The organism is Fervidobacterium changbaicum (genome assembly GCF_004117075.1).
Lineage (GTDB): Bacteria > Thermotogota > Thermotogae > Thermotogales > Fervidobacteriaceae > Fervidobacterium > Fervidobacterium islandicum.
This window is the reverse complement of the sequence record NZ_CP026721.1, coordinates 1,839,176-1,854,284: the sequence shown is the minus strand read 5'-3', so window position 1 is coordinate 1,854,284 and position 15,109 is coordinate 1,839,176. Positions and strand designations below refer to the sequence as shown.

General features: G+C 38.0%; 15 protein-coding genes. 3 read left to right on the top strand and 12 right to left on the bottom strand.

Going from position 1 to position 15,109, the window contains the following annotated elements; all coding sequences use genetic code 11:
• Nucleotides 1-732 precede the first annotated feature (732 nt).
• From CBS1_RS08460 to gmd, 3 genes are all read right to left on the bottom strand, one after another.
• A complete protein-coding gene (locus tag CBS1_RS08460) occupies nucleotides 733-1,869 on the bottom strand; it encodes a GDP-L-fucose synthase family protein (protein ID WP_090222474.1) in 1,137 nt (378 codons plus the stop codon).
• 103 nt (nucleotides 1,870-1,972) lie between these two features.
• Nucleotides 1,973-3,139, bottom strand: a complete 1,167-nt coding sequence (locus tag CBS1_RS08455) for a DegT/DnrJ/EryC1/StrS family aminotransferase (RefSeq protein ID WP_206732135.1) — start codon at nucleotides 3,137-3,139, stop codon at nucleotides 1,973-1,975.
• 156 nt (nucleotides 3,140-3,295) lie between these two features.
• Complete coding sequence (gmd, locus tag CBS1_RS08450) at nucleotides 3,296-4,444, bottom strand: GDP-mannose 4,6-dehydratase (RefSeq protein WP_090222470.1); 1,149 nt, start codon at nucleotides 4,442-4,444, stop codon at nucleotides 3,296-3,298.
• A 175-nt stretch (nucleotides 4,445-4,619) separates the two neighbouring features.
• Here gmd and CBS1_RS10540 point away from each other — a divergent pair, with 175 nt between their 5' ends.
• Nucleotides 4,620-4,802 (top strand): DDE-type integrase/transposase/recombinase, encoded by a 183-nt coding sequence (locus CBS1_RS10540; RefSeq protein WP_231882302.1) that lies wholly within the window; start codon nucleotides 4,620-4,622, stop codon nucleotides 4,800-4,802.
• A 280-nt stretch (nucleotides 4,803-5,082) separates the two neighbouring features.
• Here the strand turns inward: CBS1_RS10540 and CBS1_RS08445 are convergent, their stop codons facing one another.
• A complete protein-coding gene (locus tag CBS1_RS08445; RefSeq protein ID WP_090222468.1) occupies nucleotides 5,083-5,505 on the bottom strand; it encodes a PIN domain-containing protein in 423 nt (140 codons plus the stop codon).
• Nucleotides 5,502-5,783 (bottom strand): AbrB/MazE/SpoVT family DNA-binding domain-containing protein, encoded by a 282-nt coding sequence (locus tag CBS1_RS08440; RefSeq protein WP_014450749.1) that lies wholly within the window; start codon nucleotides 5,781-5,783, stop codon nucleotides 5,502-5,504. Before CBS1_RS08440 ends, CBS1_RS08445 begins: the two co-directional genes overlap by 4 nt.
• A gap of 533 nt (nucleotides 5,784-6,316) precedes the next feature.
• Between CBS1_RS08440 and CBS1_RS10360 the strand changes: the two genes are divergently transcribed.
• Nucleotides 6,317-6,484 carry a hypothetical protein gene (locus CBS1_RS10360; RefSeq protein ID WP_164969262.1) on the top strand — a complete coding sequence of 56 codons (168 nt, stop codon included), beginning with the start codon at nucleotides 6,317-6,319 and terminating at the stop codon, nucleotides 6,482-6,484.
• Nucleotides 6,485-6,599: 115 nt separating this feature from the next.
• On the opposite strand, the gene CBS1_RS08435 is transcribed toward CBS1_RS10360, so the two are convergent.
• From CBS1_RS08435 to CBS1_RS08405, 7 genes are all read right to left on the bottom strand, one after another.
• Nucleotides 6,600-8,030: a lipopolysaccharide biosynthesis protein gene (locus CBS1_RS08435; RefSeq protein WP_090222467.1), complete on the bottom strand. Its 1,431-nt coding sequence runs from the start codon at nucleotides 8,028-8,030 to the stop codon at nucleotides 6,600-6,602.
• Nucleotides 8,008-9,084, bottom strand: a complete 1,077-nt coding sequence (gene rfbB, locus CBS1_RS08430) for a dTDP-glucose 4,6-dehydratase (RefSeq protein ID WP_014450747.1) — start codon at nucleotides 9,082-9,084, stop codon at nucleotides 8,008-8,010. The genes CBS1_RS08435 and rfbB overlap by 23 nt, the downstream gene beginning before the upstream one ends.
• Before the next feature lie 2 nt (nucleotides 9,085-9,086).
• A complete protein-coding gene (locus CBS1_RS08425) occupies nucleotides 9,087-9,662 on the bottom strand; it encodes an acyltransferase (RefSeq protein ID WP_014450746.1) in 576 nt (191 codons plus the stop codon).
• A gap of 2 nt (nucleotides 9,663-9,664) precedes the next feature.
• On the bottom strand, nucleotides 9,665-10,744 hold the full coding sequence (locus tag CBS1_RS08420) for a DegT/DnrJ/EryC1/StrS family aminotransferase (protein ID WP_014450745.1): 1,080 nt from the start codon (nucleotides 10,742-10,744) through the stop codon (nucleotides 9,665-9,667).
• The gene (gene rfbA / locus CBS1_RS08415) at nucleotides 10,741-11,613 is read right to left on the bottom strand and encodes a glucose-1-phosphate thymidylyltransferase RfbA (RefSeq protein WP_014450744.1); all 873 of its coding nucleotides are present in this window, start codon (nucleotides 11,611-11,613) and stop codon (nucleotides 10,741-10,743) included. Before rfbA ends, CBS1_RS08420 begins: the two co-directional genes overlap by 4 nt.
• Before the next feature lie 29 nt (nucleotides 11,614-11,642).
• A complete protein-coding gene (locus tag CBS1_RS08410) occupies nucleotides 11,643-12,839 on the bottom strand; it encodes a TDP-N-acetylfucosamine:lipid II N-acetylfucosaminyltransferase family protein (protein ID WP_241685510.1) in 1,197 nt (398 codons plus the stop codon).
• A 1,086-nt stretch (nucleotides 12,840-13,925) separates the two neighbouring features.
• Nucleotides 13,926-14,219 (bottom strand): hypothetical protein, encoded by a 294-nt coding sequence (locus CBS1_RS08405; RefSeq protein ID WP_128998143.1) that lies wholly within the window; start codon nucleotides 14,217-14,219, stop codon nucleotides 13,926-13,928.
• 479 nt (nucleotides 14,220-14,698) lie between these two features.
• On the opposite strand from CBS1_RS08405, the gene CBS1_RS10700 reads away from it, so the two are divergent.
• Entirely contained in the window at nucleotides 14,699-14,866 is a 168-nt protein-coding gene (locus CBS1_RS10700) for a DDE-type integrase/transposase/recombinase (RefSeq protein WP_241685509.1), read from the top strand.
• Nucleotides 14,867-15,109 lie beyond the last annotated feature (243 nt).

Genomic DNA, 15,109 nt, shown 5'->3' with positions numbered 1-15,109 from the left:
GGACGAACGCAATATTCAAAAGCTTTTTGACAACGTTTGTAAACCTTCTCTCAGACTTTCCTATCCCCAGAGGTGCAAGCAGCTCTCTTCATTTGTGGCAAAAGTAGTGAAACCTTAGAGATTCAAGAAACAACATAAAGTATTAATATTATACGGTGCTTACTATGCTAGGTCAAAATACCTCTCAATGTCGGATCAAGTAAGCTTCTTGGAGTGAATGCAAACTGATTGCATGGAAGCAGCAAAGTTAGTGTTTAAAAACATTGGTTACGAAGTTCTTGACTTATAGTACCAATAGACTACGTTAAGCACATGAAAGATTACAGAGCATTGAAAATTTGCCAAAACAGGTGAACGGATCTTGTGTAGTCCGGAATTCATTAAATTATAACAATGACAATGCCTGGTGGGCCGCATATGATGCATCTGCTCTCGCCATAACTAGATACGAGTTCTCTTTTCTTGGGAAGGAAGAGAAAAAGAGCGCCCGTACTTTATACTTAGAGTAAATTTAAAGATGCCAATCGATATCATTTGTCCCTCCCAGGATAATACTTTCGTTTTGACATCTCTCGGGTTCACAAGTTCATAGAAAATAGGATTCTCGAAACTCAAAAACTTTTCAAGGAGTTACTGGGGTCATGAACCTAAAAATTGATCGGAAGAGTGCTTTTTTAAACTCTTTTTCCTCAATTTTACAAGAGAGTTGTTGCCATAGCGTGCTCGGGTCTCTTAAATTCTTTTTGCTATTTTTTCTCTAAGTCTATGTTTGTACGCTTCATAGACTATCTTTATGCCTGCCTCTAAGTCCGTCTTTGCTTTCCATCCTAACGCATTAATCTTACTGACATCCAGTAACCTTCTCGGTGTCCCTTCAGGTTTCGCAGCGTCATAGACCACTGTGCCTGAGAATCCAGTTACCTGCTTTACCATTTCTACTAAATCTTTAAGCTTTATATCAACCCCTGTTCCAACATTCACAAAGTAGTCAGGAGAGAGTCGTCTGATCTCTTCAGCATCGACTTTCTCCATCAAATACACACACGCATCAGCAAGATCTTCTGAGTAGAGGAATTCTCGATATGCTTCACCTGTTCCCCAGACCGTGACTATGACTTGCCCGTTTGTTTTTGTAATTCCAATCTTCGCAAGAGCATTGAGTAAAGATTCTTCACTTTCGTAGTCAACCTGGGCATCTAAACCAAAACCGATAGGTGTTGCTCTGAAATCCTTCTTTATCCCCTCAATGTCATTTTTTTCAAGCAAACTTGCAAGATGAAACTTCCTGATTAGTGCCGGCAACACGTGCGAAGTTTCAAGATTGAAATTGTCGTTCGGCCCATAAAGATTTGTTGGCATCACCGACATATAATTCGTTTTATACTGTTCGTTGTAGTATCTGACAAGCTTTGCAGCCGAAATTTTCGCCACTGCATAGGGTTCCTTCGTGGGATCAAGTAAACCTGTTAATAAGTATTCTTCCTTTATTGGCTGAGGCGCAAACTCTGGGTACACAGTAGCTGATCCAATGCTTATTAATCTCTCCGCTTGAAATTTCCGTGCTGAATTGATTACATTCAGAGCTATTGCAAGGTTATCGTAAATGAACTCAGCTTTGTACGTGGTGTTTGCTAACATACCTCCGACCTTTGCTGCAGCAAGATAGACGTGGTCTGGCTTAATATTTGCAAAGAGTTCTTCAGTTTCTGCTTGGTTTCTTAAATCAACCTTGTGCCAAGTAACGTTTCGAAAATTCCTTGGACTTCTAGACATGTACGTTGCATGTAAGTCTGTATACCCTTTCTTAACTAACATGGCCAAAATGGAACTCCCCACAAGCCCTGTTCCACCACAAACTAAAATCCTCATTTCAACACCCCGCTTGAATAATCTTTAAAGCTCATCATTGGCTGCCATTCAATCGTTTAGAATTAACTATGCCAGCGCTGGGTGAGTGTTTTTAAAGAGAAGTCTAATTAATGGCTCTTCTCAGAACTTCAACTAACATATCTATCTCCTTTGTTAAGTCCCTGGAGTGGTTTCCAACAAAAAAGCCATTCTCATGTATATAGTCGGCGTTTATAAGTTCTGAATGAATTTCGTAGTCAAAATACCTGATTGCCGCATTTCTTGTAAAATTCCCAGCAACAATAGGTCGTACCTCTATCTGATTCTCTTGTAAAAACTTCACGATGCTATCTCGCTTTCCTTTGTTTTCACGGTCCAGGATAATGGCAAATCCGAACCATGAACTTTTTTCTACCTCTTGTTGTATCGAGAAGCCTTTTAACTCCTTCATCCTTCCCTTAAAATATTCCGCATTTCTCCTTCTCTGTTCGATAAACCTATCCAATTTCTTGAGCTGTTCTCTACCTATGGCTGCCTCAATCTCAAGCGGTCTAAGGTTGTATCCTGGAACAATGAAATTGAAACTCTCGTAAAACTCATTGTCAGACTTACGGTAAATGGCACTATTTTTGGGCAGATTTCGTGTCCATCCATGTGCTCGAATTGCTAACATATAATGGTATAGTTCTTCATCGTTTGTAACCGCGACTCCGCCTTCCATGGTACTTATATGGTGTGAGTAAAACATTGAGAAAGTTCCGATAAACCCTATCGTACCAGTATACCTTCCTTTATAGACCGCTCCCATAGCCTCGCAATTATCTTCAAGCAAGATAATATCATTTTCTTTGCATAGCTTGAGAAGTTTGTCAAACTCATTGGGATTCCCTAGCAAATTTACAGCAAATATAGCCTTCGTTTTTTCTGTAATTGCATCCTTAACCTCTTCCAGATCTATGTTCAGTGTATTTCTGTCTATGTCAACAAACTTAACCTTAAGCCCGTACTGTTGCAACGGAAAATATGTAGTACTCCACGACACAGCAGGTACTATAACCTCGTCACCCCTATTTAATCTTCCCGAATAAATCAAAGCAGCTATGGCTATTAAATTAGCCGATGATCCTGAGTTAACCATAACAGCATGTTTAACTCCAAATTTCCTGGCAAATTCACTCTCAAAGGCTTCAACTTCAGGTCCCATTGTAAACCTTCTTGAACGAATTACTCTGTTTATGGCTTCGAGTTCTTCATTACCCCACGTATCGTCGGTAAGTGGATACTTAAACACGATTATCCCCTCCTTCGTAAAGATAAAGTTATAGCGCGTTGTGTATTCCTGTTAAAAAACATGCAAGGACAAGTGGGTTGTTCTGTACACTTAATAGTCCATATTTGCTACGAAACAACTTTCTTAAGGTTACTAATTTGCCGAAAGGCACTATTCTCACATGCTATTTCTGGAAAAAGAATATGTATGATCTGTGTAGTCAAATCCTTTAGCCAGATTTATCCTTATTCCTTCTCCAATTGGCTCAAGACCCGCAAGTTTCATATCGTAGTCCACCATTATCTTAACCAGCTCTTCAAACGTCGTTCTCGGCTGCCATCCGAGTTTTTCCTTTGCTTTTGTGATGTCGGCTTGCAGGTGCTCAACTTCCGTTGGTCTAAAGTACCGTGGATCAACTTCAACTACTATGTCACCAATTCTTAATACTCCTTCCCACTGCTTGTCAAGACTTTTGACCAATGCTTTTTCTTCTGTACCTTGACCTTTGAACTCGAGCTCAATCCCTGCATACTCAAAAGCTTTGACAAGGAACTCCTTGATTGTATGACTTTCCCCAGTTCCTACCACGTAGTCATCTGGTTTGTCTTGCTGGAGCATTAGCCACATCATTTCCACGTATTCTGGTGCATATCCCCAGTCTCGTTTTGCGTACAGATTACCTAAAAATAACTTCTTCTGTTTGCCAACAAGTATATGAGCAAGAGCTCTTGTGATTTTCCTCGTAACGAATGTCTCCCCTCTTCTTGGACTTTCGTGATTGAAGAGTATCCCATTGCAAGCAAAGATGTTGTACGCTTCCCTGTAGTTCACCGTTATCCAGTAAGCATACACTTTCGATGCAGCATATGGACTTCTTGGATAGAATGGTGTTTTTTCATTCTGTGGTGCAGGTGCTCCACCAAACATTTCTGATGAAGAGGCTTGATAGTACTTTGCTTTTATTCCACTTCTTCTGATAGCTTCAAGAATTCTAAGAGCACCTAAACCGGTAATATTACCCGTATACTCTGGCATATCGAATGAAACTTTAACATGCGATTGCGCACCAAGATTGTATATCTCATCTGGTTGAACATTGTAAATGATTTCTGTAATAACACCTGGATCGGACAAGTCTCCATAATGCAAAAATAGTTTGGCATTTGGCTCGTGAGGGTCAACATATATATGATCGATTCTCTGTGTGTTAAAAGTTGAGCTCCTTCTTATTATCCCATGAACTTCATATCCTTTGGAAAGCAGAAATTCTGCAAGGTACGAACCGTCCTGTCCGGTGATTCCTGTGATCAGTGCCCTTTTTGGCATCATCAATCCCTCCTTAAATTATAGAGATGCTGTTAACTAAAAGTATTGAAAATTTCCAAAAACCGCATTATCCTTTAAAGAGGGGACACCCCTCAACCAACTCTTGACAAAAGCAGGTCCCCCAAGATGAATAACTCAATGCTTTCTTGGCCAAGCAGTATCATTTGGTAAAAACATGTGTGAATCCAAGTTTTCATTGCTGAAAGACTTTTTCCGACTCAAGCGAGGACTGAAGAATAAGAAGAATTTAGCGAGACATATTCGAGGTTTTTGTGTAGTGAAGAATCTTTGGAAAACGCACAATGGTAATATCAATCTCATTCTTTCACACTTACACTCTTTCATCACTATAAGTTAACACTATCTGTTTTTCCGAAATACTTCTCGATTTTTTTCATCATCAGCACATCATTCTTTTTCATTTTTCCGGGAGATAGTATAAGATTCGAGATTTTCGTAGAACTTGTCGTTTGTGTATAACTTTTTCTTTTACAATAATATCCCCTATAGTGAATTGAATTATTTCAATAAGCCAACACAACCAATAAAAACACACCAAGAACGATTGCCCTTCAGCTAGTAGGAACTACAGCAATATCAGACGTCCCCAGTGAGCTTTCTGACTATCAGAAACGATGCTACTTTAGAAAAACGTCTGGTTCAAATATTTTCACGCCTAATCTTGCAAAATGTTTCTTGTCAAAAGTTATTACTCCATCTGCATCTGAGCTTAGAGCATGTTGCGCAAGGTATGCGTCAATAAAATCCACGTTCCTTGACTTGTAGCCCTCAAGAGCCAAGAGCACGTTGTCCCTTTCCTCACATTCTATACCTCTTGATGACACAAATACCGACAAAGTATCTGCGATTTGGGATTTTGCAATTTCATAAAACGATTCTAATACCCATACAACCTCAGCAATGGTTATCACAGATACTAATAGTGCAATTTCTCCCTTATCCGCCATATCCATTACATGCTTTGCTTTTGGTGACAATTCATCGTTATCGTTGAGCAAGTATCTTAGGATGATGTTTGCATCAATCCAGTATTTTTTCATCTCTTCATCCTCTCACTTTCCCTCTTAGCCGTCCACATCTTTTTGGTGTTCTCTGTCTCATCTTCCAAACTTGAAAACTTCACACCTGATTTTAAAGAGCCGTACAACTCAGAAAGTCTTTTCCTTTTCACTATTTTCATCAGAATAGTTCCATCATCAAGCATACGGAAGATGACCAAATCTCCCGTCTGGGCACCTATTGCCTTTCGTATTTTTGCTGGAATCTGCACCTGACCTCTACTTGAAATAATAGCGGAAGACTGTACAATTTCATGCATTACTATCACCTCCTGGATAATTATATTATATCATGTTATTCTAGCTTTATTATGCAAAATCTATAATGACATTAAAAATTTGGAAAGGTGTTTCTAGCAAAGACAACTTGCAAATACTAAGAAAATCGCTCAGAAGAGAAATGTAAAAACGATCTAGGATCACGAAAGTCTGGGCAAATTACAGACTGGCAATTTACAAACCAGCAGTAGGAAGGAAATTTTACTGAGAGAAAACCTCCCTAGAAAATGCATAAATGTTTGTATGATTTGCTGGGAAACTCACTGAAAACCGTCAAAGCAATAGTCAACATTAACGTCGAGACCATGTGCAAAGACTGGGCTATGAGCAAACAAAAACTCTACCAAGTTCTCTATGCAATGCCGCAAGTCGGTTTAATTACAATTACTTAAAATCACCGGCTGAAAAGCCAAGCTCCAAAGGTTCAAAGATATTCTTCGCTGACCCTGTTATTTACAATGCCTTAGAACCTTAGAAACAGAATGTCTTCACATTGAAAAATCGTGGAACACTATTGGCTGAAAAAGACGAAATAAAAGCAGATTTAATTTTCAACGAGATTCGCTTGGAAATCGGAGGAGCAAACAAAAACCCAAAACTGGCAGATTTTGCCATCCGAGACGATATAGACCTGCCTGTTAGAAATTGTATCCCGATGTGGGTGCTTGGAATGGGGTGGTAAGGAGCTGTTTGTGGTCTTTGTATTCATGGGGTATACCAAAACTTTGCAAAATCAAACTGTTTGCCTACAAAAGAATATCTCCAGAAGTCCTGGTTTAACCTCAGGTTTCATATGATTACCTCAAAAGTCCCGCCTTTAGAACATCCAAAAACTCTTTTTTTACTAACGTAAAAGGTTCTTTGTAAACAATTATCGTAATTATTATCCCCAATGTTCCCAAAACCATATTCACCGCAACGTTGTTTTGAAACGTCTCAATTAACGCAACAGTTGTCATCAAAACAGTTACCAGTGTAACTTTCTTCAAATTGTATCCTGCTTTCGGATGCAACTTCATCGCAACTAAAGTCCTCATCCAGAAAAATACAATATACGATACCCCGGTTGATATTGCTGCACCTCTGGCTCCGTAAATCGGGACTAATACTGTATTTCCGATGTAGTTTGTTAAAGCGGAAACCATCGTTATCAACACATGCCAATAACTTTTTTTCTTAAAGTTTATCCACACTACCGTTGTTTCAGAAATAGAATACATTATTGGCAAGAATGCTAAGAATGGAAACACCATACTACTTTCTCTATATGACTTTGCCAACAACAAAAACAATATATCTTTAAACCCCAAAAGAAGAAAACCAACCGAAAACATAACAAAACTTACCATTTCATTGGCTCTCACAAAGAATGATGTATCCTGATTATCCTTTGAGTATCTTTCATACGCTGTTGGTACCCAGAATGTGGTAAAACCACTTTGTACTAAGGTTAGTACTTGTACAACCTTGAAGGCCGCACTGTAAATTCCTATCTGCACAAATGTGCTATATTGCCTTAGGCTTATTCGATCTATTGAACTAAACAACCAAAACAACAACATGGTTGGCACAAATGGAGCGCTATACTTAAGAACTTCTTTTAACTCTTCTTTCCTTGGTTTCGTTACCCTCCAATAGCTCTTCCCTTGAGAAATACCTACTAAAAGTGCAAGCAGTGTTCCAACAAGTCCTCCCAAAATTACCGAGTAAAATGTGCGACTGATCAGTGCAAAGATTATCGTAAAAACTGTTGTTGAAATGGCGGCAACTATATCTATCAAAGAATAGAGCATCCCTTTCTTTAACATCCTTACTATCAATTGGTTGTACCTTTGGAACAACGACAGGTATATATTTACAACGAGTATGAGGTTTATAAAATCATATCTCTGACCATACAACACTACGCTGATTCTGTCCGACAGAACTAAGACAAACAGCGAGAGAATAGTAGCAATAAAAACAGAAGGCAAAAGACATGACCAAAGAAGTTCATTTTTCCTGTCTTCTTCGTAGTCATAAAAAAATCTTACGAAAGCCTGGTCGGTTCCAAAAAGCACAGTTGTGTTAATTACACCAAAAGCTGTTGCATACATCGCACTTTTACCAAATTCTTCAGGATTTATCAAGTAAGTGATTATTGGTGTTGTGAAAACAGAAATAAACGCACGCAACCACGTGCCAATTGAAAAGGAAAGAAAAGATTTAAAGTATTTTCTCGTGCTCATTTATGGCCTCCTTAGGAAGGGTATAACCTTGTTTCAGTCTATCGTTATACATTCTTCTGTAATACTCTAAGTATTCCCCATTGATTATTTCTTTCCACCATTGTTCATTATTCAGATACCACTCTATGGTTTTTTCAACTCCCTTTTCAAAACTCACTTTGGGCTCCCAACCAAATTCTTCCTTCATCTTACTTGTGTCCATCGCATACCTTAAGTCATGTCCAGGCCTATCTTTCACAAACTTTATCAAACTCTCAGGTTTTCCCAGCTTCTCGAGTATCGTCCTAACAACATCTATGTTCTTCTTCTCACAATTTCCTCCAATATTGTAAATCTCCCCTTCCTTTCCCTTTTGTAAGATTATATCCACTGCCTCACAGTGGTCTGTCACATATATCCAATCTCTTACATTCTGTCCTGTCCCATATACCGGAAGCTCTTTGTCATTTAATGCATTGATTATCATCAGCGGTATCAACTTTTCAGGAAATTGATACGGTCCATAATTATTTGAACACCTTGAAATTGTCACAGGTAGTCCATACGTTCTGTAATAAGCAAGTGTAAGCAAATCTGCTGATGCTTTTGATGCTGAATATGGCGAAGATGGCCTTAGGTTATCTGTCTCTTTGAACTTCAATTCAGGTCTATCAAGTGGCAAATCACCGTACACTTCATCTGTGGAAATTTGATGGAACCTCTTAACACCAAATTTTCTGGACGCATCGAGTAAAACTTGAGTACCGAGTACATTTGTGACAAGGAACACATCAGGAGTTTCTATCGACCTGTCCACATGTGATTCTGCTGCAAAGTTCACTACTACATCAAATCTCTCTTGCTCAAATAAATCAAAAACGAACTTTCTGTCAGCAATATCACCTTTGACAAATCGAAAATTTTTATACTCCATTGCTTTCTGCAAATTTGCCAAGTTACCTGCATACGTTAGCTTATCCAAGCAAACGTATTCATATTCAGGATGGTTTTCGAGCATGTAATATATGAAGTTTGTTCCAATAAAACCTGCACCACCGGTGATAAGGTATTTCATTATCATTTCCCTCCACCAGATTTCAGCTGCTCTTCAAGTTGCAAAAGACTCCTATCTCTTTCCTTAATCTCTTTTGCTGGTATTCCTACTGCTATCTTCCAAAGCTGTATATCCTTAGTAACCAAACTCATTGCACCAATTGCTGCACCTTCGCCTATTGTTACTCCTGGTAATATTGTTGCACCTGTTCCAACAATAACGTGTTTACCCAAGCGCACTTTCCCACCGATCACATTTCTGTATTCACTTGGAACAGTCGGATTTGTAAGGTATTTCCCTGTATAGTCATCAGTCACTGCATATATCACCACACGACTTGATAATCCAGAAAAATCTTCCATCTCTATCCCGTATTCTCCCGCAAAAAGATAGCAACCAGCTGCTATATGTACATAGCTACCAATCCTTATCTTACCTGAAATAATGCAGAAGTCGTCGATTCTTACGTTATCACCTATTTCTATAAGCTCCGGCGTGTATATCGAGGCTTTCCGACTTATTAACACATTTTCCCCTATCTTGGAGAATCCTATCTCTTCGAGTTCCTCTCTTGTGTAAAAGGAAGTTTTGATCGACATTGTCATTTCCCTCCTACTATTCTCTTTATTATGATACATACATTCTCAATATGCTCGTCCTCTAAGTCGCCGTACAATGGTAAGTGCAATATCCTCGATGACACACTCTCTGAGTTTGGACAGCTCTGCCTTGAAAATATGCTATTTAAAGATGGATAGAAGTACTTCCTCGTGTTGTAGCTATTAGCCCTGAGTTCTTCAAAAACATTATCTCTTGTTTTCTCATCTGCAAACAGTACAGGCATATAAATATAGTTGTACTTGGTGAGTCTTTCACTCAGCTTTTGGTAATCAACTACATCACCGAGAAGCTCTCTGTATTTTTCGAAGACTCTTTTCCTCTTTTCGATTTCTTCATCGACAATCTCAAGATTCAATAACCCCATCGCTGCTTGAAATTCGTTCATTTTTGCATTTATCCCGACGTCTACAATTTCAACTTTTTGGTTAAATCCAAAGTTTCTCAGTCGTCTGGCTTTTTCTATCAGTTCTGAATTATCCGAAAAGATAGCCCCTCCTTCTATTGTATGAAATACTTTTGTCGCATGAAAACTTGCAACTGAAATATCTCCAAATTTGTATACAGACTTTCCTTCATAAAAAACATCAAAACAATGTGCTGCATCGTAGATTACTCTTAGATTATGCTTTTCAGCAATATCCTGAATTTCCTCTACGTTGCAAGGATTACCAAACACATGAACAGGCATTATCGCAACTGTTTTCTCTGTTATGCGCTTTTCTATCTCTTCTGGAGATATATTAAATGTTTCTGGATCAATATCTGCAAATACCGGTTTGTAACCTTGCCAGATTATCGCCTCAACAGTCGCTGCAAATGTGAACGGAGTAACGATTATCTCGGAACCTTTCGGGAAATCAAAAAGTTCAATTGCTATCAAGAGTGCAAGCGTTCCATTTGAAACTATCACACATTGAGTGTCAAACCTTTCAGATAGTCGCCTTTCAAGTTCGACCAAATAATCACCATTATTCGTCAACCACCGTGTCTCCCAGAGCTTTTTGATTTTCTCTTGATATTTCTCAAAATCCGGCATCATGCTTCTGGTTACGTTTATCATTTCTCCTCACCAGCTATCTCAATCAAATATTTTCCGTATTCTGTTTTCTCCATCTTCTTGCCAAGTTCTAATAGTTGTTCTTTTGAAATAAACCCCATCCTGTAAGCAATCTCTTCCAAACATGCGATGTAAAATCCCTGGCGTTTTTGTATCGTTGCGACGAAATTCGCAGCTTCCAAAAAGCTTTCCGGTGTTCCTGTATCAAGCCATGCAAAACCCCTACCAAGCGGTATTACCTTTAATTTCCCCATCTTAAGATATTCTTTATTCACATCTGTAATCTCAAGTTCTCCTCTCCAAGATGGCTTTATACTTTTGGCTATTTCAACCACTCTGTTATCGTAAAAATACAACCCAGGCACTGCATAGTTCGACTTTGGCTTTTCTGGCTTTTCCTCTATGGTTATCGCATTGAAATTTCCATCAAACTCAACAACTCCAAAATCTCTTGGATTTTTCACTGGATAAGCAAAGATTATCGCACCTTCTTTTAGCTTAGCTGCTTCTTGCAAAATCGGAGAAAAACCTTGCCCAAAAAAGACATTATCTCCTAGCACAAGGCAGACATTGTCTTTTGCTATGAACTCTTCACCAACGATAAACGCATCGGCTATCCCTCTTGGTTTTGCCTGGACTTGATATTCAAACTGCACACCAAGATGAGAGCCATCTCCGAGTAGTTTTTGATAGAGTGGCAAATATTCTGGGCTGGAAATAACGAGAATTTCTCTGATGCCAGCGAGCATTAAAACAGACAGAGGATAGTATATAAGTGGTTTATCGTATAGAGGCAACAGTTGTTTGTTGACAGCTATCGTTGCTGGATAAAACCTTGTACCTGAACCACCAGCGAGAACTATGCCTTTCATGCTAATCACCTCGACCTGATAAGTTTTGTTTATTCATAAAAAACTTTTCTCCAGAGTTCGATACATCGTTCCTCTGAGAATTCCGTAGCAATTACATCTCTGTTTCTTTTCCCGATTTCTTCATTGTATTCAAAAATATCAACGTTAGGTTTCTTCAATATATCCTTTGTATTGTAAACTCTTATTCCGTGTTTATCAAAAAACTCAAAAGTCGTTATGTCATCACGAATGTAAACTTTCTTACCAAGATAAAGAAGTGCAAGTATATTTCCGAGTCCTTGCTGCCTGTTGTGGTTGAAAACAGCCACATCAACAGAAGCAAGCACCTTAGCATATTCTTCTGAACTAAGAAATTGCGTTAGTGGGGCAAAACGATCCCCAAATAATTCGTATCCGAACTTTATCACTTCCTCTGCATACGCAGAATCTCCATAAGAAAGAGGACATATAATTTTAAAAGATTTGTCATCTATACGCGATAAGGCACTAAGAATCTCAAAGTGATTGTTTGTCCATGTAGCTGAGTTCCCAAGCAGAACTTTTCTTAAGCCACTGTGTGCTATTTGTGTATTGGAGTTTGCATTATCCAACAGCTCAAAGTTAACAGGATTTGGATAAAAAGTATAGAAGTACCTTGCTTCTGTCTTATATTTCTCCCTGACTAAATTATAATCACCTTCAACAAAGGTTGCTATCCCTCCAAGTTGCTTAATTACAAGTCTCTTTAGCTTTTCTTTTGTTAGTTCCTTGAGCGAGTGCTTTTCTTGTAACCAGTAGTTATACAGATCGCCTCCCCAGAGTACCCAAACAGTCTTACTGAGAAGCCGACTATTGAGCAAAAGCCAAACAACATCGCTTATGGAGAATAGGCTATGTATAACTATTTTTTCAGCTCTTCTAAAGATAGAAAAAACTTTTTTAGCTTCTCTAACCGAACCTACACTAAAAGTTTTTACGCCTGTTTTGGATACGTTGTCTAGTAGTGCTAAATTTTTTGTAATACCAATAAACACATGAGCCTCTTTTTCGAAGTTTTGATTAACAAATTTGGCAAACTTTGTTGTATAGTTAGAATTCAATACCCCTGTTATCAAATGTACTATCACATAATCACCTCTGTTAAGCAGGTATGATCTTGTTTTCTGGTATTGTTCAGCTTTAATTTGTGAATCATCCAAAAATTTAGTTACGATGAAGTACATTTTAGCTATTATGCCATGCTTCAAGCTGGACAACTCATGTCTTGCTTTATTCAGCAGATGCAGCCGTTTCGCTGGTATTCGCGTCTAAACTTAAGTCCTTTGTGATGCTAATAAAGCTTTTTCAAAAAACTTTTCTTATAACCAGCATTTCCGTGTTGCCGGTGCATTTTGTAAGTATAAGAAGCCTAATCCGATAGTTGTAACGAAAAAGTTGGCTCTATTTACAACAAATATTGTGAGTCTTCTGATTTTCGCCTGATTAGAAATATATATATATATCATATGTCATAACTTTTAGCTATGGTCTTTTTTGCATTTGGCTGTCCTTGCGGGCTTTCAATCACGACTGTAAGTGCAAGCAGCCAATCCGAAATTCTCTTTTTTAACAAACCTTTCACCCTTCGTATCGCTTAATAACTAAGAATCGAATTCTAATAATCCTGGTAAAAGAGTTCTAGAAAAACATTAAATCTCTTGAGTTATTCTTTTGATGATGTTTTCAATTCCTCACAATGTAATTTCCAGCAGTTGTTCAATTCTGCTGCCAACAAGTGTTGAAACCTTCCAAGATTGCATTACAGTTTAGACAGAGTAGACTTGTCAAGAAACTTTTGGATAGCGCTGACTAGAATTTTTAAAGCTTTCCGCACACTGCTTTATTTTTTTAATGTGCGATACACTACTGCCGAACTCTTTAACAACTACGTAATTCACTATGAACAGTCAGATATCTTCTTGCGCTGAACGTGTGTTCGATAGTACTCACAAAAACGCTTATGGTAAATACGAGTCTGACAGTTTTTTGCACAGATTTCATACGAACCCTCAAACTTTTCGATTCCAGTAAATACAAACTTTTGTCCTTTCCCATTCGAAATGCACCTAACGTACTACAGGCGTTTATAAACCACTATCTTATTGTTTTCTCATACCCTCAGCACTTCTATTCCTAAAAATGCGTCATTTCGTAACTTGAATTAATATGTAACTACATGATTGGGTGCGCAGAGATTCGATTTTGTGTAGTGAAAATCTTAACAGGCCTCCTACTAATGGAAAAGCGCTTCGAATATTTACTGCTGAGAATTTTACATTTCCCTATGTTTTTTCTTACTTTCGACCTTTACCAACTCTCTCTTTCTCATCAAGAAGTCTATTTATCTCATCTATCACTGGCTTTAACTTTGCTTCCCAGCTCAGATTCTTTTCTGCGTAGTCTCTCATTTCTTTTATAATATCCCTGTCTTTTATTCTATCATAAAATTGCAAAATCTGTCCTATATCAACCGCGCTTTCATCTGCTGGTACTTTTAGCATATATGGAAAATCATTTGGAAAGCCAACATCATCGTATGAAATCACAAACAAAATGCCTCTGGCGCAATACTCTCTAGCTTTCAACACTACCTCCCGATTGTAGTGAAAATAATGTTAAATAGAAGATAATATTAACTAAAGTACCGAAACTTCCAAAAACCGCATTATTCTTTAAATAGGGGACATCCCCGCCAAGTCTTAACAAAAGCAGCTTTCCCGATATGAATAACTCAACTACTTATTGCCCAAAGTACGGTTCTTTGTCTACAAAAATGGTCACGACAAATATTGTAACCGACAATTCCTTTGCAAAGTCTGCCAACATTCTTTCAAATTTTCCCATTCTCATAAGTACAAAAAGTTCTCTTTCTCTTACCCTAAATGACTTTCCTAAAGTATTATTTTTGGCTATTAATTGTTCACGATATTAACCTCGTCCTTTGCTTATATGTCTCAAGGTAACGTGACATGAGTCAAATAAAAGAGTTGTTTGAAAGTTCTTGGATGATTGAAAAGACAAGAGTATTGAACTCACTACAAAACAACTTGGTGAATATGAAAGTGCAGTGAAGATATTGTCCAAGAACATCAATCAGTTAGTAGTGTCGCTTGGTAGAAACATGTGTGAATCTAAATTCGCATTACTGAAAGATTTTTTTCGATTCATGCAAGGACTTAAGAATACGAAGAATCTATCAAGATACACTCAATATACATTCAAAGTTCTTGTGTAATTAAAAATCTTTGTAAAAACCATAAGAGAAATATTAACAGCAGCATTGCACAATCGGATTCTATAGTTACTACTAGTTAAGCTTAGAAAATAAGCGGGATAACTTATCCAATTTTTACATTTAAGCTATTTTTGAAATCTTTTATACAACCTTCAATGGTGATAACCTGGCAGTTTTCTAGCCACTGTCACTTTGTAAATTTGTTTCAGCAACACTATACTTCTGCTTTTTACTTTGAGTAAT